Source organism: Geothrix alkalitolerans (assembly GCF_022808885.1).
Classification (GTDB): Bacteria; Acidobacteriota; Holophagae; order Holophagales; family Holophagaceae; genus Geothrix; species Geothrix alkalitolerans.
The window spans coordinates 86,428-109,249 of sequence record NZ_JAKZLE010000003.1 but is presented as its reverse complement, the minus strand read 5'-3'; the positions used below and the strand labels follow the sequence as shown (position 1 = coordinate 109,249).

The following is a 22,822-nucleotide window of genomic DNA, read 5'->3' as shown; positions in this document are numbered from 1 at the left end:
GAAGGACTACACTACTGGCCCCGGAGGATTCCGCCATGGCGCAGATCGAATCCACCCCCATGTTCGTGAAGGCTGTCTACGACCGCATGGCCGCCCGCCTGGCGGTGGTGCGCCGGCGGCTGAACCGGCCCCTCTCCCTGGCCGAGAAGATCGTCTACGGCCACCTCGAGGATCCAGAGGCGGCCGAGATCGTCCGGGGGAAGAGCTACCTGGAGCTGCGCCCGGACCGCGTGGCCATGCAGGACGCCACGGCCCAAATGGCCCTCCTCCAGTTCATGACCTCGGGCCTGCCCGAGGTGGCGGTGCCTTCCACGGTCCACTGCGACCACCTGATCCAGGCCGAGGTGGGCTCCGGGCCGGACCTGGTGCGGGCCAACACCGAGAACCAGGAGGTCTACGACTTCCTGTCGTCCGTGTGCGACAAGTACGGCCTGGGCTTCTGGCGCCCCGGCAGCGGCATCATCCACCAGGTGGTGCTGGAGAATTACGCCTTCCCCGGCGGCCTCATGATCGGCACGGACTCGCACACGCCCAATGCGGGCGGCCTGGGCATGGTGGCCATCGGCGTGGGCGGGGCGGACGCCGTGGACGTCATGGCCGGCCTGCCCTGGGAGCTGAAGGCGCCCAAGCTCATCGGCGTGAAGCTGACCGGCGCTTTCCGCGGATGGACCTCCCCCAAGGATGTCATCCTCAGGCTGGCGGGCATCCTCACGGTGAAAGGCGGCACCGGCGCCATCGTGGAGTACTTCGGCCCCGGCGTGGACGCCATCTCCTGCACGGGCATGGGCACCATCTGCAACATGGGCGCCGAGATCGGCGCCACCACCAGCCTCTTCCCCTTCAATCACCGCATGGCCGACTACCTGCGGGCCACGGGCCGAGGCGAGCTTGCGGCGCTGGCCGAGGGCTTCGCCGAGCACCTGCGCGCCGACGAGGGCTGCGCGTACGACCAGGTGGTTGAGATCGACCTCAGCACCTTGGAACCCCACATCAACGGCCCCTTCACGCCGGACCTGGCCTGGCCGCTGTCGAAATTCGCCGCCGCCGTGAAGGAGAAGGGCTACCCGGAGGAGCTGAAGGTGGGCCTCATCGGCAGCTGCACCAACTCCAGCTACGAGGACATGGAGCGGGCCGCCAGTGTGGCGCGGCAGGCCCTGGACCACGGCGTGAAGGCCAGATCCACCTTCACCATCACGCCGGGCAGCGAGCAGATCCGCGCCACCATCGAGCGCGACGGGCAGATGGCCGTCTTCACCCAGGTGGGCGGGACCGTCCTGGCCAACGCCTGCGGGCCCTGCATCGGCCAGTGGAAGCGCCACGACATCCAGAAGGGCGAGCGGAACTCCATCATCACGAGCTTCAACCGCAACTTCGCCGCGCGGAACGACGCCAATCCCGAGACCTGCGCCTTCGTGGCCTCGCCGGAGATCGTCACGGCCTTCGCCCTGGCGGGCCGCCTCACCTTCAACCCCGAGACGGACACCCTCACCGGGGCCGACGGCAAGGCGTTCAAGCTGATGCCGCCCAGCGGTGACAGCCTCCCGAAGAAGGGCTACGACCCCGGCCAGGCCACCTACCAGGCGCCCCCCGCGGACCGGCACCGCATCGAGGTGAAGATTGATCCCGCCAGCCAGCGCCTCCAGAAGCTGGAGCCCTTCAAGGCCTGGGAAGGGAAGGATCTGGCGGACCTGCGCATCCTCATCAAGGCCCAGGGCAAGTGCACCACCGACCACATCTCCGCCGCCGGACCCTGGCTGCGCTTCCGGGGGCACCTGGACAACATCAGCAACAACCTCCTCATCGGCGCCACCAACGCCTTCAACGGTGCCGTGAATCGCGTGAAGAACCTTCTCACGGGCGACTACGAGGAGGTACCCAAGGTGGCCCGGGCGTACAAGGCCGCGGGCATCGACTGGGTGGTGGTCGGCGACGAGAACTACGGCGAAGGCTCCAGCCGCGAGCACGCAGCCATGGAGCCCCGCCACCTGGGGGGCCGCGCCATCATCGTGAAGAGCTTCGCCCGCATCCACGAGACGAACCTCAAGAAGCAGGGCATGCTGCCCCTCACCTTCGCGAACCCCGCCGACTACGACAAACTCCAGGAGGACGACCGCCTCGCCCTCCAGGGCCTCACCGCCTTCGCGCCCGGCCAGCCCCTCACCCTGGTGGCGTCGCACGCGGACGGAACCGAAGACCGGATCACCCTGAACCACACCTTCAACGAGGGCCAGATCGCCTGGTTCAAGGCGGGCTCGGCCCTGAACCTCATGGGCAAGGCCCGGACGTAGGCCCGCTCAGGCAGTCCGCCGGCCGAAGCGGGGCATGTTCCACCCGAACCGCAGCGACAGGTAGCGCAACCCGAAGCAGGCCAGGAGGCCGGGCCAGGTGGTCCAGGCCGGGCCTCCGTGGAAGTGGTGCGCCAGCACCACCAGCAGGGCGCCCAGCAGGGCCGCGGAGGCGTAGATCTCGCGCTCCAGCACCACGGCCACCCGGTTGAGCAGCATGTCGCGGAGGATGCCCCCACCCACGGCGGTCATCATTCCCAGGAGGATGGCGGTCTCGGCGTTGCGGCCCATTCCCAGCGCCTTCTGGGTGCCGGCCACGGCGAACATGGCCATGCCCAGCGCATCGAAGAGGAGCACCGGGTAGCGCAGGCGCCGCACCCAGCTGTAGGCGCCGATGGTGGCCAGGGCGCCCAGGGTGGCGCAGGCCAGGTAGCGCCAGTCCGCCAGACCCACGGGGGGCAGCGCGCCCAGGCAGAGGTCGCGCACGATGCCCCCGCCGCAGGCGGTGACGAAGGCCAGGGCCACGATGCCGAACAGATCCAGGTCCCGTTCCCGAGCCGCGGCCGCGCCGCTGATGGCGAAGACGAAGATGCCCGCCAGGTCGAGGAACTCGAAGATCGCATGCTCAGGCATGGTCGGTGGGCTCCCCATCACAGAGCCAGGCCCCGGCGGCCGCCAGCATGGCCTGGAGTCCGGTCTTCAGGGTGGGGTGCAGCATCGGGGCGAACCGGGACGAGTGGTTGCTGGGGATGCGGTTGATCTGCCCCTCGGCTTTGGCCCTGGCGTAGACCTCAGGATCGGTGCCGCCCACGAACCAGAACACGTAGGGTGTCTTCCAGGTGCGGCCGAAAACGCTGAAGTCTTCGCTGGCGGCGGCAGGCGCCGTCTCGTAGGCCCGCTCGCCGAACTGGGCCTGGAAGGCCTTCGCCACCCGGGCCATGGCGGCGTCGTCGTTCACGGTCATGGGATAGCTGTTCAGGGGGGTGAACTCAGGCTCCCGCGGCGCGTTCGAGGCCGCACACTCCGCGCAGCAGATCCGCTTCACCGCCGACAGGACGTGATCGCGGACGCCCTCATCGTAGGTGCGAATGTTCAGCTTGAGGGTGGCGTCCTCGGGGATGATGTTCTCCTTGGTGCCGGCCTGGAGCGCGCCGATGGTGAGCACGGCGCTATCCAGGGGCCCCACCTCGCGCGAGACGATGGTCTGGAGCCGCAGGACCGTGGAGGCCGCCATGACCACCGGGTCGATGGACGTCTGGGGCTGGGAGCCGTGGGAGCCCCGCCCGAAGAGCCGGACCTGGAGGCTGTCCCCGGCGGAAAGGATGGTGCCGCTGCGGGTGCCCACGGTGCCGGCCGCTCCCACCATCACGTGCTGGCCCAGGATGACGTCGGGCCGGGGGAAGCGCGCGGTCATGCCGTCGTCCACCATGCCCTGGGCGCCGCGGCCGACCTCCTCGCCAGGCTGGAACACGGCCAGGAGGGTCCCCCTCCACAGGTCCCGGTGCTGGCTGAGCGCTTGGGTGGCGCCCATGAGCCAGGTCACGTGCAGATCGTGGCCGCAGGCGTGCGAGACCCCCACGTCCGCGCCTTCGTCGTTCGTGGCCCGGGCCGTGCTCGCGTAGGGCAGGCCGGTGGCTTCCGTGACGGGCAGGGCGTCCATGTCCGCCCGCAGCATCACCGTGGGCCCGGGCCCGTTGCGCAGGAGGCCCACCACGCCCGTGCCGCCCACCCCGGTGGTTACCTCGAAGCCGTGCTTGGCCAGGTGCTCGGCTGCCAGCTTCGCGGTGCGCACCTCCTGCATGGACAGCTCCGGATGGCTGTGCAGGTCCTTGTAGATGGCCTCCAGCTCCGGCAGGAGCGCCTCCAGATGGGAATCGAGCGCCTTGGCCAGCGGGTCCATGGAGCCTCCGTGGGCAAGTATCCTGCCCTGATTCCAGATCCAGGTGGGGAATTCCGTGAGATGAAGCGGTTGTCCTGCCTGCGGCAAGCCGTGGCTGGAGGCAGGAGGGTTTCCTTGTAGAATCAAGGGTTCTAGCGGAGTTTCGCCATGCCCTTCCAGCCCCTGACCCAGGAACCCGAGATCCAGCGCCGCTGGCTCGAGTCCGGCGCCTTCCGCGCCAAGCGGGCCTCGGAGCTGCTGCCCGGGTCGAAGACCTTCTACATGCTGGTGATGCTGCCCTACCCCAGCGGCCGCATCCACATGGGCCACGTGCGGAACTACACCCTGGGCGACGTCACGGCCCGCTTCCGCCGCATGCGGGGCTGCGAGGTCATGCATCCGCTCGGCTGGGACAGCTTCGGCCTGCCGGCGGAGAACGCTGCCATCAAGCACGGCATCCACCCCGCCATCTGGACCCGCAAGAACATCGAGGAGATGAAGGGCCAGATCCAGAAGATGGGCATCAGCTACGACTGGGACCGCGAGATCGCCAGCTTCCAGGACGACTACTACCGCTGGAACCAGTGGCTCTTCCTCAAGATGTGGGAGGCGGGCGACGTGTTCCGCGCCATGCGCACCGTGAACTGGTGCGAGGAGCTGGGCACCGTGCTGGCCAACGAGCAGGTGGTGGACGGCAAGGACGAACGTACGGGGTTCCCCGTCGTGCAGAAGCCCCTGGAGCAGTATTTCTTCAAGACCACGAAGTACGCGGACGAGCTGCTCGAGTGCCTGGACGGCCTGGATTGGCCCGAGAACGTGAAGACGATGCAGCGCAACTGGATCGGCCGCTCCGAGGGCGCCCGCCTGGCCTTCGACCTGGAGACCGGCGGCCAGGTCGAGGTCTTCACCACGCGCCTGGACACCCTCTTCGGTGTCACCTTCATGGCCCTCAGCACCGAGCATCCCGCCATCGAAAAGGCCGCGGAAAGCGATGCGGCGCTCAGAGCCTTCTGCGATCAGGTGGCCTCGGTGAGCCGCGAGGAGCGCCTCACCAGCGATGTGAAGCTGGGCCACCGCACGTCGCTTTCCGCCATCCACCCGTTCACGGGCGAGAAGGTCCCGGTCTTCGCTGCCAACTACGTGCTCATGGACTACGGCACCGGGGCCGTCATGGGCGTGCCCGCCCACGACGAACGCGACCACGACTTCGCGAAGAAGTACGGCCTGCCCATTCCCCAGGTCATCGAATCGGAAAGCGAATGGGACCTCGGCACCCTGGTGAACAGCGGCGAGTTCACGGGCATGAAGAGCGAGGAGGCCGTCGCGGCCATGATCGCCAAGCTCGGCGCCCGCGCCGAGAAGACCACCACCTACAAGCTCAAGGACTGGGGCCTCAGTCGCCAGCGCTACTGGGGCACGCCCATCCCGACGGTCCACTGCGAGGCCTGCGGGGTCGTTCCCGAGAAGCCCGAGAACCTCCCTGTGCGTCTGCCTGAGGATGTGGCCTTCACCGGCGTTGGTCCCTCGCCCCTGACGACGTCTTCCTCCTTCTTGGACACGACGTGTCCAAGCTGTGGCAAGCCGGCCAAGCGCGAGACCGACACCATGGACACCTTCGTGGACTCGAGCTGGTACTGGCTGCGCTACCTGGATCCCAGGAACACGGAGCTGCCCTTCGCCAAGGCCGAGAGCGACGCCTGGATGCCCGTGGATCTCTACGTGGGCGGCATCGAGCACGCCACCATGCACCTCATCTACGCGCGGTTCTTCTACAAGGTGCTGCGCGACCTGGGCCTGGCCAGCGGCCCTGAGCCCTTCCAGAAGCTCATCTGCCAGGGCATGGTGCTGAAGGACGGCTCGAAGATGAGCAAGTCCAAGGGCAACATCGTGGATCCCGACGAGGTGATCTCCAAATACGGTGCGGACGCCCTGCGCCTCTTCATGATCTTCGCCGCCCCCATCGAGAAGGAGATCGACTGGACGGGCTTCGAGGGCATCGAAGGCGCCAGCCGCTTCCTCAAGCGCGTCACGCGCATGGTGGAGGATCATGCCAATGCTGGCGGGGGGGACCGCCTGTTCGCTGACGCTCACGAAGTCCCCACCGCGCCGGTCACCTCCCAGCCGCTGCCCGCCAAGGACCAGCTCAGCGCCGAAGAGAAGACCCTCCTCATCAAGCTCAACCAGACCATCGCCCGGCTCACGGACGACCTGGAGCGACGCTACCAGTTCAACACCGTGGTGTCGGGCCTCATGGAGCTGTCCAACGCCCTGGGTGACCTGCCCGCGGACGCGCCGCACCGCCGGGCCGTCATGCAACACGCCCTCGACGCCTTCGTGCGCATGATGTCGCCCGTGGCGCCCCACCTGGCCGAGCAGCTCTGGAATCAGCTCGGGAAGGCGGGCCTCTGCATGCAGGCGGCCTGGCCCGAGGTGGATCCTGCCTTCCTGGAGGCCGACGAGGTGCTGGTGGTGGTGCAGGTGAACGGCAAAGTGCGCGGCCGCATCACCGTGCCGGCCCACGCCGGCGAGGCGCAGCGCCGCGAGGCCGCCCTGGCCTGCGCCGAAGCCCAGCCCCACCTGGCGGGCAAGGAGATCGTGAAAGTGGTTCTTCCTCCGGGCGGCAAGCTCGTGAGCATCGTGGTGAAAGGCTGATCCTGTGACCAAGACCCTCCCTTCCGTCGTCGATACCGTCCTGGACCTGGTGGGGAACACCCCCCTGCTGCGCCTGACCCGCTTCGCGCCGGGCCTCCAGCTCTTCTCCAAGCTCGAGTACCTGAACCCCGGCGGCAGCGTGAAGGACCGCATCGGCGTGGGGATGATCAAGGCCGCGGAGGCGCTCGGCCAGATCAAGCCCGGCGTGAGCACCATCATCGAGCCCACCGCCGGGAACACCGGCGTGGGCCTGGCCATCGCCGCCAAGGCCCTGGGCTACCGCTGCATCCTCTGCGTGCCGACGAAATACAGCCGGGAGAAGATGATGCTCATGAAGGCCCTGGGGGCGGAGCTGGTGCTCATCCCCAAGGAGCAGGGCATGAAGGGCGCCATCGCCAAGTGCCAGGAGCTGGCGGCGAGCATTCCCCACGCCTTCGTGCCCCAGCAGTTCGACAACCCCAGCAACCCCGACAGCCACTACGCCACCACGGGCCCCGAGATCTGGCAGCAGATGGAGGGCCGCGTGGACGCCGTGGTGCTGGGCGCCGGCAGCGGCGGCACCTTCACGGGCATCGCCCGTTACCTGAAGGAGAAGAACCCCGCCCTCAAGGCCGTGGTGGTGCAGCCCGTGGGCTCGGTCTACTGCGGCGCTCCCGTGGGCGAGTGGGTGGTGGAGGGCGTGGGCAACGGCTTCATTCCCGCCAGCCTCGACCTTTCCATCGCCGACCGGATCATCGACGTGGCGGACGCAGACAGCCTGGCCACGGCCCGGGAGCTCATCGCCACCGAGGGCTGCCTGGTGGGCGCCTCCGCCGGCGCCAATGCCTGGGCGGCCCGCGAGTATGCGAAGACCCTGCCCGCCGGTTCCCGGGTGGTGACGCTCTTCCCAGACGGGGCCGAGCGCTACATGTCCAAGCAGCCCGTGGCCGACCTGGAGCTCTGATGTCGCTTTCGCCCCGAGACCTCGCCGCCTGCCTGCTGGACGCCGGCGCGGTGCGCCTCCAGCCCCTGGACCCCTTCACCTGGGCCAGCGGCCTGAAGGCGCCCATCTACTGCGACAACCGCCAGCTCCTGGGCTTTCCCGAGGCCCGCGGCCAGATCGTGGCGGCCCTGGCGGAGCGAGCCGCCAGCTTCACCCCCACGCTCGTGGCCGGCGCCGCCACCGCAGGCGTGCCCTGGGCGGCCATGGTGGCGGACCGCCTGGGCCTGCCCATGGCCTACGTGCGCCCCACGCCCAAGAACCACGGCATGGGTCGTCAGGTGGAGGGCCCCCTGGCCAAGGGACACCGCGCGGTGCTCATCGAGGACCTGATCTCCACGGGCATGTCCAGCCTCAAGTGCGCGGACGCGCTTCGGGCCGAGGGCGCGGAGGTGCCGGCGGTGTTGGCCCTCTTCAGCTACGGCCTGCCCCAGGCGGAACAGGCCTTCGCCTCGGCTCACATTCCGTTCGAGGTGCTCGGCTCCTTCCAGGTGCTGTCCGAGGAGGCCGAGCACCGCGGCATCCTGGATGCCGCCGGCCTGGCCGCCCTGGCGGACTGGCGGACCGATACTGTGGCCTGGAGCCGCGCCCGTGGCGGGGCGTAGGCGCCGACCCGCATCGGCGAAAGTCGCGGACAGGATTAACAGGCTGGAATGATGGATTAACAGGATGAAAGAAGAAAAACAGTTCTGATGTTGCTTCCGTCATTTGATTTTGAATCCTGTTCATCCTTCAAAATCCTGTTCATCCTGTCCTGTTTTTTTGGGGTCCAGTCATGAAGCTCTACACACGCACCGGCGATGACGGCTCCTCGGGGCTCTTCGGGGGGGAGCGGGTCAGCAAGTCCCACCTGCGGCTGGTGGCCTACGGCACACTGGACGAGCTGAACAGCGTCATGGGCCTGCTGCTGCTCCACGCCACGGCTCCCTGCGCCACGCAGGAGACCCTGCAGCGCATCCAGCACGATCTCTTCGTGCTGGGGGCCATCCTCGCCACGCCGGCCAACCGCCAGGAGCTGCTGGGCGCTCGCATGAGCACCCCCACCTGGGCCCTGGCGGACATGGAGGCGGACATCGACCGCCTGACCGCCCTGGCGCCGCCCATGACGGCCTTCGTGCTGCCTGGGGGCACGTCCGCCTCGGCCCACGCCCACCTGGCCCGCACGGTCTGCCGCCGGGCCGAGCGCGAGGTGGTGGCCCTCACCCACGAGGAGCCGCTGAACCCCGCTGTCCTGGCCTACCTGAACCGGCTCAGCGACTGGCTCTTCGCCCTCGCCCGCGCCGAGAACGCCACCGCCGGCGTGGCCGACATCCAGTGGGTGCCGAAGGACTGATTTGATGATGGCCATCGCCTGACAAGGTCTGGCGACACTGCCTGAGGCGCGCGGGCCGGACGTGCCAAAGCATCACTTCTTGGGAAAGGAGAAGGGGGCCAGATGGCCCCCTTCTCCGTGGTGCAGAAGGTTCTGCTAGAACTTCAGGCGGAAACCCATCTGGTAGCGACGTGGCGCCTGGAAGGCGTAGGGCTGGCCTGCCACGGCCGCATTGTAGATCGTTGTCGTTCCGGAGCGGACATTCAGGCCTTCGGAAACCCCGGTGACTTCCTGGCGGTTCGTCAGGTTGATGATGTCCAGATAGACCTCGGAGCGGAGTTTCTGGTTCCACTTCCAGGCGTACTGAACGCGGATGTCGCTCTGCCAGAAATTGGGAGTCCGGTATTTCCCGGCCTGCTCGGTGAACACATCGTTGATGTCCTTGGGGGCGCTATTCAGCACACGCGTGCCGACTTTGTCGCTGGCGCTGTAGTGGTAGCCGGAGTTCGCGTTGAAGTTCATGGCCACTTGCAGGCCCATGTCCCAGTGGTAGAAGGCATTGAACTTCGCCATCCAGTCCACGGAGCCATCCAGCTTGCCGTTCATGTAGGGCAGGCGGGGGTCATACTGCGCCAGATCGCCTTGGTAGTCCGCATTACCGAGACTGAAGCTGTTGCCCTGGCCGTCCACCAGGCTGACCGAAGCGAAGCCGCCCCAGTTATTGGATTCCCGGCGGGTGAGGGTCAAGTCCAGAGTCTTGTATTTGCGGACGCCGCCCGGCAAGTTGGCCAGGGCGAAGTTGAGCTGGCCCGCGTTGGCTCGAGCCAGGTTCTGGGCCCCGCTGAACCCACCACCGGCGAAATAGTCAACCGGCATGGCGAGTCCACGGAAGTAGTCCACGACCCGCTTCTGCTGGGTGGTGAGGTTGGCGTAGGGAGTCGTGGCGGCGCTTCCCATGCCCCACAACGCTCTGGCCTCACCCTCAAGATTGTCGGCGCTGGAATAGAGACCGATATCCCAGTCCTCCACGATATCGAAGTCACGGCGCAGGGTTCCGACGATTTCGAAGGAGTAGATCCTGGCGAAATCGGTGGCGTAGCCGAGGCGGAACTCATCGGTCTTGGGGAGCTTGAACTTGTCCACGAAGACCGCGTCCACAGAGCCCTTGGTCCCACGGTTGATGGCCGTGATCCAGGTGTTGAACATCCGCACGTCTTCGGTCGTGGCCGAGGCCTGGAGGCTACCGGTGAAGCGCACCATGTCCAGGCGGATGGGATCGATGTAGCGGCCCCAGTAGGCGTATATCTTGGAATGGCCATCGCCCTTCACATCGTAGGTCGCACCGACGCGGGGTGCGAAGTTGTAGTCCGTTTTGAAGAGGGACTGGCCGTTGTCGGCTTTGTACTCGTACTTATCGAATCGGAAGCCGGGGCTCAGCGTGAACCGGCCAACCTGCCACTGATCCTGGAGGTAGAATCCCTGGGTGAGTTGCTTCGGCGTGGAACTTGCCGAAGACACGAAATTATTCCGGTAGCCGTAGTAGCCGCCGATGGGATTCGCTTCGTTGAACGTGTAGCTGTTGAAGTCCGAGGACTGGAACACGCCACCAGTGCCGGTCGGCGTGTAGCCCGCGGCGATGGCTGTGGCCTTGAGGGAGGGTGTGTTGTTGATGGCGCCCAGGACACGGGCACGCTGTGACCTCACCTGACCGCCGGGAAGGGCTCCCCACGTATAGGTGCCGAGGTCGAAGCTCTCGTAAGCTGCACCCTGACTGATGCCTGAGGTGCGGGTGAGGGAATCTTCGCCGCTCTGGCCACCGAACTTGACGGTGTGGTTGCCCAGGGCGCTGAAGAGCCACGTCAGATCTGCGCGAAGCAGGTCCTTCTTATAGACACGCAGGTCCATCGCAGAGCTGTTGCCCTGCTGCGCCTGGTCGGGCGTGAGGGCGGAGAGCGAGACGATGGTGTTCTGGGGGCCGGCGTCGGTGTAGAGGCCGGTGACCTTGTTGTCCTCCTGGTGGTGGGAGTAATGCACGTCCACGAAGAGGTTGGTGAATTGGTGGGAGTAGGCCGCGATCCAGCGGTTGCCACCCTGCTCGGTCTTGGCCGCCCGGCGCGTGACGATGCCAGGGTTGGAGAGATTGTTGAAATCATAAGGGTTTGTATTGTAGGTGAAACTGAGCAGATCTTCAGGGGAGATCTGCCAAGTCAACTTGCCGAAGAAGCGCTTGCTGTCCTCGTTCAGACCCGTACGGGATTCGCCACTGGGCAGCTTGACGGTCAGTTCATCCTTCACGCTCTGGACGCTGCCGACGAACCAGAGCTTGTCCTTGATGATGGGGCCCATGAAGTAGGCACTGTAGTCCCGGACGCTGCGCTCGCCCACGTCGTACTTCCCGTAACCCACCTTGTTTTGGAGCGAGGGGCTTTGGTAGTCGACGGTGACACCGCCCGAGAACTCGTTGCCCCCCACCTTGGTGGTCACGCTGGAGAACAGGCCTGCACGGGCGGTGTACTCCGCCGTGATGGCGCCGGTTTTCACATCCTGCACCTGGATCAACTCAGGGGCGATGGTCGTGCGCAGGGTGCCAGCCTCGGGGCTGGTCACATCCACGCCGTCCACGAGGTAGGTGTTGTTACGGCCGCCGCCGGATCCGAAGTTGTCGCGGTTGAGGCCCGTGGCAAGGGTGGGATTCCCGTTGGTGTTGCCGAGGGTGGCGATGACTCCGGGAGCCAGGTTCAGCGTGGAAAGCTGGGTGCGGCCGACGGGAAGGGTTTCAAGTTCCGTGGAGGTGATCTGGGTGCCGGTGGTAACCGTGGTGGAATCCACTGCGGCCACATTGGACACCACTTCCACAGTCGCCGACCCCAGGGGTTGGAGTTTGAGGTTGGCCGAGGAGGTCTGGTCCACCTTGACCTCGATGGCGGAGAGGGTGGCGGTCTGGAATCCCTCCTTGGACACCTGGACCTTGAAGTCACCTGGGCTCAGGCGGATGAACCGGGCATTGCCCTCCTTGTCGGAAGGCACGGTGCGGGCGCCGCCGATCTGGGTGGGGCTGGTGACAATGACCGTCGCGCCGGCGACCGGTTTGCCCTGGGAATCCAGCACCTTGACGTACAGGTTGCCGTCGCCGGCAGCGAAGGCTGTGGCGCCCATGGCCACAAGAAGGGCCGTGGTGCGGGCCATTCGGGAGGGGGAGAGATGCATGCAAAACTCCTGGTGGGTGCGGTAGGCCGCACGGGTGAAGGTTGTCGAGACTTCGAGCCTGCCTTCGCCTAGACCGCGGCCGACCTCCATCCAGGATTCATGGAGGCGGGACGACAAGCCCCGGGAGTAACAGGACGTCGAGATCGAAAGAGCGGAAAGTGCGATAAGGATAGGACAGGTTCTCGAGTTTCTTCATGCTTTTCTTGGCCTTTTCATGCGTTACATCGCAACGCGATATTAATGAACCAGGCGACTGGAAGACCACGAAACAGAAGGAGATTGATGCTGTCTTGTCGAAATAATAGACGATTGATTCATCATCAATAATGGCGTGATGCCCAATGAAAACGGGCCCCGAAGGGCCCGTTTTCATTGCGGTCGTGGGTTCCGATTAGAACTGGAACTTCACGCCGAACCGGTAGCGGCGGCCGACCTGCCAGCCGTTGGCAGCGCCGTAGCGGACATCTGCGGTGCCGCCCTGGTCGGTAGCCTGCTGGAGCTGGCCAGTGGCGTAGCGGGTGTTGAACAGGTTGAACACGTCCACGCTGGGGATCAGCTTGTACTTCTTGCCGATCTTGTAGGCCCAGTCGAGGTGCAGGTCCACGTTGTTCAGCGCGGGCGAGCGGCCGGCGTCGCCCTGCTTCCCGTTGGTGGCCACGGCATCGCCGTAGAAGCCGATGTCGAGGAAATTGTAGGTGTCGGACGCGGGGCCGATCCACTGGGTACCAACGCCATCAGGACCCCAGTTGTTGACATCGTTGTAGGCGGCCTCGGAGGAGATGACGACGGGGTTGCCACTCAGGGTGGTGTTGTTGTCGTAATCGAGGTAGCCGAGGTGGGCCGTGTCGTAGCCCGGGGCCTTGCCGTGGGTGAGGGAGCCGTCATCCCAGGCGCTGTTGGGGGTGCCGCTCTGGTAGGTCCAGTTGACGCCCACGTTCAGATCGCCGCCGAAGAAGTCGAAGCGGTGGCTGGCGAAGAGCTTGACCACGTGGGTGCGGTCGTTGGGCAGCAGGCCCCAGCCCACATAGGGGAAGTAGTCGAAGCTGGCGGTGATGTTGCCATCCGCCTGGCCATTGGAGCTGGACACCACGCCCTCGTAGTTGCCTTCCAGGCGGCTCCAGGTGTAGCTGAAGCTGAAGGTGTCACGGTCGGTCTTCTTGTCCAGGGTGAAGTCCACGCTGGAGTACTTGTTGCCGGCCTTCTCATACCCGGTGTTCTGGACCGTGAAGAGGCCCGTGGCGGGGTTGTAGTAGTCCAGGATGTTGATGCCGTAGCTGTTGTAGGGGTAGGGATAGCCGAAATACGTGGAGCTGCCGGGTCCGCCCGCGAGGATCACGTTGGTCATGCTCTTCGCATTCGGACGCCACTGCTGGAAGGCACCGGGATTGCCGATGACGGCCGCGCCAGCGCCGTAGCGGGGAGTGCCGCCGGCGGTGTAGGAGATGGCCGGACCCTCATCGTAAGGGTTGCCGTACTGATCGGTGAACACCATGTCTTCCATGGGGTTCTTCAGCTCGCGGTACTTGGCGTGGACGCCCGCGGTCCAGCCGCTGGCGAAGGTGTGGTCCACGCCCAGGATGTACTCATTGCGCTCGGGGAGCTTGGTGCCCTCGGCGATAGGGTCGAAGCTGAAGGGCGTGCCGTAGTCGGTGATGGTGTTCGGCGTGGCCCCGTAGGTGTAGGCACCGGTGGCGTTGTCGTAGGTGGAGTTGGAGGGACGGTAGTTGTAGCGCAGGTAGGTCTCGTTCGCGTAGACGCGAATGGCCATGCGCTGGGGGATCTGCTCGAAGTACTTGGCGTAGTTGCCGCTGACCTTGGTCTTGCCATCCTGGTTCACGTCCCAGGTGAAGCCCAGGCGGGGCTGGATGTAGTCGCTGAACTTGTCAAACTTCATGAAGGACTTGTCGTGGAGATCCCGCTGGTCCTGGGTCTCGAAGCGGAAGCCATACATCAGCTTCACGCCGGCGCCCACATCCCAGGTGTCCTGGGCGTAGACGGCGCCGATGATCGCCTTCACGGTGGCGTTGGTGTGAAGGAACTGGCGGATGATCTGGGTGGACGAGCCCAGAGGGTTGATCGAAACGCGCTCACCACCGGAGGTGGCGGCGACTTCCGTGTACTTGGAGGTGAGCTGGGACACGCCGAACTTCATGTTGTGGTTGCCCACGAACCAGCTCAGGTCCACACGGGCCTGGGTGGTCTGCGTCTTGTCTTCACCCACGTAGTAGCCCGCGCCGCCACGCGCAAAGGCCAGGCCGCTGCCGGCATTGGGATCGCCGTTGAGGAAGCCGGGGCCGGTCTCCTCCCAGAGGTAGTCAGTCACGCGGACATGCGTGGTATCCGTGGGATTGTTGGTGGTCTTGTACTGGGTGGTGCCCAGCTTGGCGCTGAGGAACAGGCTGGGGCTGATGTTCCAGTCGTAGTTCAGCACGAAGTTCTGGACAGTCAGCTTGGCGTTGTAGCCCAGCTGGGCGTTGCCCAGGGTTCCGGGGTACTGGTTGGGGAAATCGTCCTTCGTGTTGTTCACGTTGGCCGAGAAGGTGATCTGCTGGTCCTGGGTCAGGTACCAGTTAATCTTGCCGATGACCTGGAAAGCGTCCAGGGTTTCGTCTCCGTTGCGGAGGCCGCTGCGGTTGGGCAAGTTGTTGCTCTCGGGGGACTCGGTCTTGCTGCCGTCCACGCCGACGAAGAAGAAGAGCTTGTCCTTGATGATGGGACCGCTCACCTCGCCGCCGAGGTCATAGCGGCTGCTGGCGGGTTCCTGCTTGAAGTAGTCGTTCCTCTTGGGCACGGCCTGGATGCCGATGGCGTCCCAGGTGGCCCAGGCGGAACCCTTGAAGGCATTGGTGCCGGACTTCGTGATGGCGTTGACCACACCGCCGAGGGCGCTGAACTCGGGCTTGAAGCCGCCGGTCTGGACTTCCACCTGGTCGATGAAGTCGGTCACGAGCTGCGCGCCCTGGAAGCCGCGGGCCGTGTTGGTGGTGGAGAGGCCGTCCACGACGTAGCTGTTCTCGGCGCCGGAACCGCCGCCGATGGAGGGGTCGTTGTGCTGATTGAGACCGGTTCCGAAGGTGCCGCCGGCGACGACGCCGGGAGCCAGCAAGGCCACGGTGCTCATGTCGCGGCCCTTGGGGATGGCGGACAGGTTGTCCATGGAGGTCACCAGACCCGTCTGGGTGGTGGTGGTGTCCACGGTGGCGGTGGTGCCGAGCACCTCGACCACGGTGGCCGCCTCGGAGGCCATCTTGATGTTGACGGGCTGGGTCTGGTTCACCAGGACGTTGAGGTTCTGGGTGAACTTCTGAAGGCCCGACTTGGTGACCTCGATGGTCCAGGCACCGGGGTTCAGGAGGCCGAGGCGGAAGGAGCCGTCGGCGCCCGTCACCGCCTGGCGCGTGGTCTGGGCGGAGGTCAGGCGGACGGTCGCACCGGCGATCGGGGCGCCCTTGCCATCCGTCACCGCGCCGCTGATGGCACCGGTGGTGGCCGTCTGCGCGTGCGCGACGATGCCGCTCCCGGCGACGATGGCGGCGGCCGTGAAGCCCAGCCGGGTTAAGACACGATTCATAGAAACTCCTTTTGGGGGGAAGGCGGCAATGCCGCATGGTGCAGGTAAAAAGCGAGAAAAAGCGGGGTCGAGTGGGGGTAAACAAGTCCGCCGCAGGGTCTGCGGCGGGGGCGGTTCCGAATTCGGAGGACTGCCAAAGAGCGGGGACGAGTGTCGAAAGGATAGGCCAGGTTCCAAGAACTTTACAAATAAATTTGACCTTGAGTCCGGGAATACATACATCGCAATGAGATGCTAATCCGTCTAGATCTTTCGACATAATTTTTCTTAGTACATAAGGAAAGAGGCCCTTGCGGGCCTCTTTCCGAAAGCGGCGTTCCCAATTAGAAGCGGAAGCCGGCGGATGCGGTGATGGTGCGGGCCGTGCCGTAGCTGAGGTAGCTGGTCGGTTTGCCGAAGGCGGAGGTGCGAATCCAGGGGGAGTTCACACTGCCGCCGGCCACGGCCTGAGGCGCCGAGTTGTAGGACGTGTCGAAGGTGACGAGCTGCTGGTGGTTGAACACGTTGCCGATGACCACCTTGCCGAAGGCCGTCACGTCCTTGCCCGCCACCTTGAACAGGGGGAAGTCGTGGGTGATGGCCAGGTCCAGGTAGGAGGCGGCGTTGTAGACGCCGGTGCCGCGCTGCTGGTTCATGTACTGAGTGGCCGCGGTGCCGAACTGGCTGCTGAGGTTCGTCAGGTAGGGGTTGTTGGTGTCACTGAGCGCGCGGGTGGGATCGTAGTTCGGGTCCGCGATTGTGCTCGTACCACCCAGGGCCCGCGGGGTGATGTTGCGGGTGTCGCTGTAGTGGGAACCGGCGTCGAAGCGGTAGACCAGGCCGATGGAGGTCTTGCCGAAGGAGTTCAGGTAGGTGCGGTTGCCCGTGACGCGCATGCGGATGGGCACGTGGCCGGTGAGGTAGCCTTCGGGGGTGGTCCAGTTGCGGTCGTAGAGGGCCACGCCATCCTGGACGTTGAAGTTGTTCAGGCCCTCGCCGCGGCCGGGGGAGTTGGTGCTCTCGCCCTCGTAGTTGCCCTTGAGCTCGCTCCAGGTGATGTTGCCCAGGAAGCTCCACTCATTGCGGTTGTAGCTGCCCTCGAGCTCCAGGCCCTTGTACTTGCGCTGGGCATCCGGGTTGTTGTCCCACACGCGGATATAGATCGGGGTGCCCGTGGGATCGGACACGGTGCCCATGTTGCCCACGCTGTAGTCGATGAGGTTCTTCCACTTCTTGTAGACGCCGGTGACCTTGACGTAGCCGTCGCCCATGGGGCCGTAGTTGAAGGAGTAGGCGTAGCTGCCCTGCACTTCATCGACGGTGGGGGCCTTGAGGTCATTGCTCAGGCGCACGTTCAGCTTGGGATCGTTGTAGTAGGTGGGCGTGCCGCCGATGTCGTAGAGGGACAGGTCCTGCAGGGCCGTCAGGCTCATGGGCTGCCAGGGTCCGATGTAGGCGTAGTCGATCTCGGTGGGGTTGCCCTGGCTGGTGACAGAGTTGGTGATGCCCTCCAGCACCTTGGCGTTGTAGCGGGCGTAGCTCAGGCCGAAGATGTGCTTGCTGTCGCCGAAGAGGTCGTACTTCAGGCCCAGGCGGGGGGACAGGCCGTCGGCGCCGGCGGTCTCGGTGCCGCCCTCGTTCTTGGCCTTGTACTTGTCGAAGCGCAGACCCAGCTGGAAGTTCCAGTGCTGGTTGAGGCTCCACTTGTCGTTGACGTAGAGGCCGTAGGAGTAGTTCTTGGCGGAGCCGGACCCGCTCTGGTAGGTCCAGACGTCGGCGCCAAAGGCCTGGCGGGTGGCCAGGTTCAGGCCATAGACACCGAAGATGTAGCCGGTGGGTGTCTGCTCGTTCTTGGCCTGGCGCTTGCCCTCGTAGTAGTCGATGCCGAAGTCGGTCTGGTGGCTGCCGGCGGCATCCCAGAAGAGGCTGGCCTTGACGTTGTAGGTGCGGTTGTCGCGCTCGTCACCGCCGTCGGCGCTGTTGAAGATGCCGTTGTTGCTGTAGCCGCCGATGCCGTAGGTGTAGAAGGGGCTCTCGCCGTTGGGCGAGCCGCCGGCGGAGAGGTTCTGCTTCTTGTTGCCGATGTTCAGTTCCGTGGTGAAGTTGGTGGCCCAGGCGGCGCGCCAGGACAACTTCCAGAACTCGCTGGTGTTGATCTGGGGCACCAGGGAACGCAGCTCGGCCGCGGAGTAGTTGCGGTTGATCTGGTCGGTGCTGGAGTTCATGAACGACGCGATGACCGTGTGGTCCTGGTTGACGGACCAGGTCAGCTTCGCCTGCCTGCGGATTTCCTTGGAGGTCGCGGTGTAGCCCGCGTTCAGGCCCTCGGGACCGTTCAGGTTGGTGCCGGCGGGCCAGAGGCCGTAGACATCCTTCTGGTTGCGCGTGATGGCGCCGGCGGTGGCCTGATCCGTCTTGAAGAAGGAGGCGGCGAACCACAGGCGGTCCTTGAGGATGGGCCCGCTCAGGAAGAGGGTCTTCTCTTCGTTGAGCACGTTGTTGATCTTGGTGCGGTCCTGCGTGGGGGCCGTGGCATTCCACGCGGCGTTGCTCAGTTCCCAGCGGAGGGAGCCGGAGAACTCGTTGCCGCCCGAGCGGGTGATGGAGTTGATGACGCCGCCGTCCACGTCGCCGTACTCGGCGGACATGGCGCCGGTGATGACCTGGGTCTCTTCGATGGAGTCATCGATGGTGCGGACGCCGCGGTTGTTGTAGGCGTTGTCGGCGATGTTCTGGCCGTCCAGCAGGTAGAGGTTGCCGGAGGTCATGGCGCCGCGGATCTGCACGCGGCCGCCCACGCCGGCCGTGACGCCGGGGGTGAGGAGGGCGACGCCTTCCATCGTGCGGGCGTTGGGAAGGAGATCGACAGTGTCGTTGCGGTAGTTGCTGGCGGTCTTGACGTCAGTCTTGTCCACGGCGGGAGCGGCGGCGATCACTTCGACCACGGCGCCACCAGCCTTGCTCAGGGTGACCTTGGGGCTGAAGGTCTGGTCGATGCCGATCTGCTCGGTGATCTTCCGGGTCTCGAGGCCGTCCTTGGTGTACTGGATGGTGTAGAGGCCGGGAGGCAGCAGGCGGGCGATGAACTTGCCCGTCGCGTCCGTGACGTAGGTGCGGACGCCCTGGAGGGCGGGGGAGGTGAGGCGGACAGTGACGCCAGCCACGGGGGCGCCAGCGGCGTCGACCACCGTGCCGGTGATGTTCGCAGTCTGGGTGCCCTGCGAGTACAGCGCTGCCCCGCCCAGGGCGATGAGGGCCGTGAGGCGGCCCAGGCGGTTGTTCAAGAGATGCATTGCATCCTCCGAAGACCAGAGCCGGACAGGGCGGCTCTGCGTTGAAAAAACATCCGCGATCTCCGAGGGCGCCCGGGGAATTGCCCAGGCATCGGGGACGGCAGAAGGCATTAAAGGGGAGAAAGATCAGAGCACGATGATGCGGCCATTGTCTTGCGAGGGATATTAATTTTTGTGAATTCGGCCAGAAAGTTGGGAACCGATTCGACCGAATCGGCACTCCACTTTAGCTTCGAAGGCATGCCTCTACTTGCGAGGTTATCGCAGTGTCAAGAAGCTGTCTGAACGGGTGAGACGGTATTTTCTTTGGTCTACCCGGAAGACCATGCGGGCTGGGCCGAGCCTGCAGGTTTGACCGGGTTCGGCAGACGTAAAACGGGCCCCCGAAGGGGCCCGTAGTCCTCGTGGCGAGGGTGGATCAGAACTGGTACTTCAGACCCAACCGGATCCGGCGGGCTGTCTGGTAGGTCAGCACGTTCATGAAGTTGCCGTTGGGGGCATCCACCGAGGCCTCGTAGTTCTGGTCGTAGGTGACCGGCTTGTGGACGTTCCACAGGTTGAACACATCGATGCGGGCGGAGATCTGGTGCTTGTTGGCCAGCTTCCAGACGTACTGGCCGCTCAGATCGAAGTTCAGGGTGTTGGGGGTGCGCCCCATGGAGCCCCGGCCGCCGGCGGCGAGCTCGCCGCTGTTGTCGTAGTCGATGAGGCCATAGAGCTTGTTCAGGGGCGTGCCTGTCTGGAACTTGACCAGGGTGGTGAGAGAGAAGCCGAAGTCCCACTGGTAGGTAAAGCCACCATTGGCCACGACGGTGCGGTCGTTGGGGAGGGGGCCCGAGGCGAAGGCCTCGTCACCCGTCAAACCACGGGGGTGGTAATCGGGATTGCCAGGGGTTTCGTACTTCTTCATGTACTCCAGGGAGAAATCGAAGAGCGAGGTGATGTTCGGATCGCTCTGGCCGTTGTCATTGCGGAACAGGCCCTCATAGTTTCCTTCGAGCCGGGAGAGCCGGAGGTTGAAGAAGGCCATCCAGTTCTTGGCGTTCTTCGTCGCCTCGAATTCGAAGGCCCAGTAATCACGCTTGGGTTTGGGCCAGGAAGCGGTGGGGGTGATGCTGTTTCCCAGGGTGGGGTCGATGGCCGCCGCCATGGAGGTGATCACGTCGGTGTTCTCGCCGGGGTTGCCGATGAAATAGGGCAGGTTGTTGCCGCCGTCGATGCCCAGGTCCTCGAGGACGCGGCCCACGGAGCGGTAGATGATCCGGTTGCTGAGGGTGAGCCCTTCGGAGGGGCGCATGTCCCAGCCGAGGACATACTCGTTCGTGTAGGGAAGTTTGGTATTGGGAAGCACAGGCGTCAGGAACCCCTGGCTCCCGATGAAGTGGGTGGAGTTGGTGCTGCCGGCGATGCCGTAGCCATTGACCGTGTCCGGACGGACGTCGCGGATGGACACGCCATTCTCGATGGGGTTGCTGAGGCCGTTGTAGCCGCTGCTGATGTTGTAGAAGTCGGACCGGCTCACGCCGACCTCGGTGCTGAGGGAGCGGACCGCGAGATCCAGGGGGACCTTCTCGAAGTACTTGCCGTAGAAGGCGTAGATCTTGTTCCGGCCGTCACCTTCCGGATCCCAGGTGATGGAGAGGCGGGGCGCCATGGCGTCCTGGGCCTTGAACTTGTAGGTCTGCTGCAGGCCCTTCATGTCCTCCTGCTCCCAGCGGAACCCGGCCTTCACGAACAGGCGGTTGTTCCATGAGTACTTCGCCTGGATGAAGTAGCCTTCCCAAGGCGCCGAGGTGGGGATGAGGGGAGGCGAGGTGCGGGCGCGGGTGATGCGCCAGTAGGGGGCGATGTTGTTGAGGGGCGTGTGCCCGTTCACATCGACGAGGGTGGGATCCAGCATGTAGTAGCGCTGGCTGACCAGGGCGCCGCTGGAGTAGGGCTGGCCGGTGGCCGTGGTGTGCGGATCCACGAAGCCCGCGGGGCCTTGATAGGTGTTGCCGCCCTTGTGGTCGATGTCCTCCTTGAAGTAGCCCACCTTCATTTCGACGGGGCCAAAGGTCTTGGTCAGCTTGAGGTCGTACTGGCGGTTCCGGTCGTCGGTGCCGTCCACGAATCCGGGGCCGGGGGCATAGGCGAAGCCGGTGTAGACGTCCGTCACCCGGAAGGTGGCCTGCACGGCGGGATCCAGCTTCCGCCGGAACTTGTTGTTGGCCTGGGAGACCCGGGCCTCCACCAGGAAGTCGTTGAAGAACACACCGTTGTATTTCAAGGTCCAGTTGCGGCCGCCGAACTCCACTTCCTCCCAGGAATAGGGGGCGTTGTAGATGGCGTTGGTGAGGTTGGGGCCGAAGGGCAGCTTGCCGGGATCCCCGAAGATGCTGAATTCCAGTGACTGGGTGGTGGTGATCATCCAGTTCAGTTTTCCGTAGTAGGTGTCCGTCTCGGTCTTCTGCTCGACCTGCCGGCCGTAGTAGGGCTGGTCGGGATCCACCTGGGTCCGCTTCACCTTGGTGCGGATGGGGTTGTAACCGATGAAGTAGAAGAGGCGGTCCTTGATGATGGGGCCGGAGACCGTGAAGCCGATTTCATAGCGGTCCCTGCTGTCGAAAGACGGAGTGATCCGGAGGGTCGGATCGATCCGGGGCGGGACCTTGTCCTTGGCCTGGAGGCTGTCGATGTCGAAATAGGTGAAAACCTGGGCATGCAGGGAGTTGTCACCGGTCTTGGTGACAGCGTTGACCATGCCGCCGGTGGCGCCGCCGAACTCGGCGTCCATGCCGAAGCTCTTGATCTGCACCTCACTGATGAAGTCGGTGTTGATGCCGGTTCCGAGGGATCCGTAGACGATGGAATACGATCCGCTGGCCCCGTAGCCGGCGCCCGTGGTGTTGACGCCATCGATGATGTACTGGTTCTCAAGGCCGGACGAACCGCCCACGGAGGGGTTGTTGGCGTCGATACCGCTGCTGGAGACGCCAGGGGCCAGATTCACCACGGAGGAGAAGGACCGGCCCAGGGGGAGGGCGGAGATGGTCTCGGCGGTGTAGGTCGAACCCGAGGTCTGGGTGGTGGTGTCCAGGACCTGGGAGGCGGCGATGACCTCGACCACGGCGCCTGCCGCCTTGGTCATGGTGACCCGGACGGGCGTCAGGGTGTTGATGGAGGCGGTGGCGATGAGCTTCGTCGCCGTCTCGTAGCCGGCCGCCGTCACCGTGAGGTGGTACTGGCCGGGAATCAGGGCGGAGGCCTTGAAGGCACCGTTGGCGTCGGTCACGCGGACAACCTGGCCGCGGCCGCCATCAAGGATGACCTTCGCGCCGGCGACCGGGGCCCCGTTCGGGGCGGTCACCGTCCCCGAGATGGCGCCCGTCGTGGCGTCCTGTGCGCACAGGATCACCCCGCCGAGTGCGAGGAGGGCCGTCAGACGGCCGAGGTGGGAAAAACGTCCATGCATACAGCCTCCATGGAAATCGGGGCCATGCATCGCAGGTCCCGAGGGTGAACACGGGTCCTCCACCAGACGTCGTCGATCAAGGGTCCGCTCGGGCCCCCAGGCTTGACGTCTGGGACTTCATCGTGGAAAAGATCGATTCTGGTTGGGTCGCATTATAGCGGCTGGACCCAGGTCAATCGTCTTTTTTTATAAATTTTCGGGAACCCTTGCC

11 protein-coding genes are annotated in these 22,822 nt (G+C 65.0%); 5 read left to right on the top strand and 6 right to left on the bottom strand.

Annotation, left to right across the window (positions count from 1 at the left end; genetic code table 11):
- Positions 1 to 35 precede the first annotated feature (35 nt).
- Complete coding sequence (locus tag MLJ35_RS08245; RefSeq protein ID WP_275976450.1) at positions 36 to 2,288, top strand: aconitate hydratase; 2,253 nt, start codon at positions 36 to 38, stop codon at positions 2,286 to 2,288.
- A gap of 6 nt (positions 2,289 to 2,294) precedes the next feature.
- Here the strand turns inward: MLJ35_RS08245 and MLJ35_RS08240 are convergent, their stop codons facing one another.
- The gene (locus tag MLJ35_RS08240) at positions 2,295 to 2,918 is read right to left on the bottom strand and encodes a trimeric intracellular cation channel family protein (protein ID WP_243383924.1); all 624 of its coding nucleotides are present in this window, start codon (positions 2,916 to 2,918) and stop codon (positions 2,295 to 2,297) included.
- Positions 2,911 to 4,185, bottom strand: coding sequence for an amidohydrolase (locus tag MLJ35_RS08235; RefSeq protein WP_243383923.1), 1,275 nt, complete (start codon positions 4,183 to 4,185; stop codon positions 2,911 to 2,913). The genes MLJ35_RS08240 and MLJ35_RS08235 overlap by 8 nt, the downstream gene beginning before the upstream one ends.
- 147 nt (positions 4,186 to 4,332) lie before the next feature.
- Here MLJ35_RS08235 and leuS point away from each other — a divergent pair, with 147 nt between their 5' ends.
- The 4 genes from leuS (at position 4,333) to MLJ35_RS08215 (ending at position 9,128) form a co-directional block, all read left to right on the top strand.
- A complete protein-coding gene (leuS, locus tag MLJ35_RS08230) occupies positions 4,333 to 6,816 on the top strand; it encodes a leucine--tRNA ligase (protein WP_243383922.1) in 2,484 nt (827 codons plus the stop codon).
- Positions 6,817 to 6,820: 4 nt separating this feature from the next.
- Positions 6,821 to 7,759, top strand: coding sequence for a PLP-dependent cysteine synthase family protein (locus tag MLJ35_RS08225; RefSeq protein WP_243383921.1), 939 nt, complete (start codon positions 6,821 to 6,823; stop codon positions 7,757 to 7,759).
- Positions 7,759 to 8,400, top strand: a complete 642-nt coding sequence (gene pyrE, locus MLJ35_RS08220; RefSeq protein WP_243383920.1) for an orotate phosphoribosyltransferase — start codon at positions 7,759 to 7,761, stop codon at positions 8,398 to 8,400. Before MLJ35_RS08225 ends, pyrE begins: the two co-directional genes overlap by 1 nt.
- A 170-nt stretch (positions 8,401 to 8,570) precedes the next feature.
- Positions 8,571 to 9,128, top strand: a complete 558-nt coding sequence (locus MLJ35_RS08215; protein WP_243295112.1) for a cob(I)yrinic acid a,c-diamide adenosyltransferase — start codon at positions 8,571 to 8,573, stop codon at positions 9,126 to 9,128.
- 135 nt (positions 9,129 to 9,263) lie between these two features.
- On the opposite strand, the gene MLJ35_RS08210 is transcribed toward MLJ35_RS08215, so the two are convergent.
- The 4 genes from MLJ35_RS08210 to MLJ35_RS08195 form a co-directional block, all read right to left on the bottom strand.
- The gene (locus MLJ35_RS08210; RefSeq protein WP_243383919.1) at positions 9,264 to 12,314 is read right to left on the bottom strand and encodes a TonB-dependent receptor; all 3,051 of its coding nucleotides are present in this window, start codon (positions 12,312 to 12,314) and stop codon (positions 9,264 to 9,266) included.
- Positions 12,315 to 12,705: 391 nt separating this feature from the next.
- On the bottom strand, positions 12,706 to 15,885 hold the full coding sequence (locus tag MLJ35_RS08205; RefSeq protein ID WP_243383918.1) for a TonB-dependent receptor: 3,180 nt from the start codon (positions 15,883 to 15,885) through the stop codon (positions 12,706 to 12,708).
- Positions 15,886 to 16,208: 323 nt separating this feature from the next.
- Positions 16,209 to 19,157, bottom strand: a complete 2,949-nt coding sequence (locus MLJ35_RS08200) for a TonB-dependent receptor (protein WP_243383917.1) — start codon at positions 19,155 to 19,157, stop codon at positions 16,209 to 16,211.
- Positions 19,158 to 19,575: 418 nt separating this feature from the next.
- Positions 19,576 to 22,611, bottom strand: a complete 3,036-nt coding sequence (locus tag MLJ35_RS08195) for a TonB-dependent receptor (protein WP_243383916.1) — start codon at positions 22,609 to 22,611, stop codon at positions 19,576 to 19,578.
- Between the last annotated feature and the right edge of the window lie 211 nt (positions 22,612 to 22,822).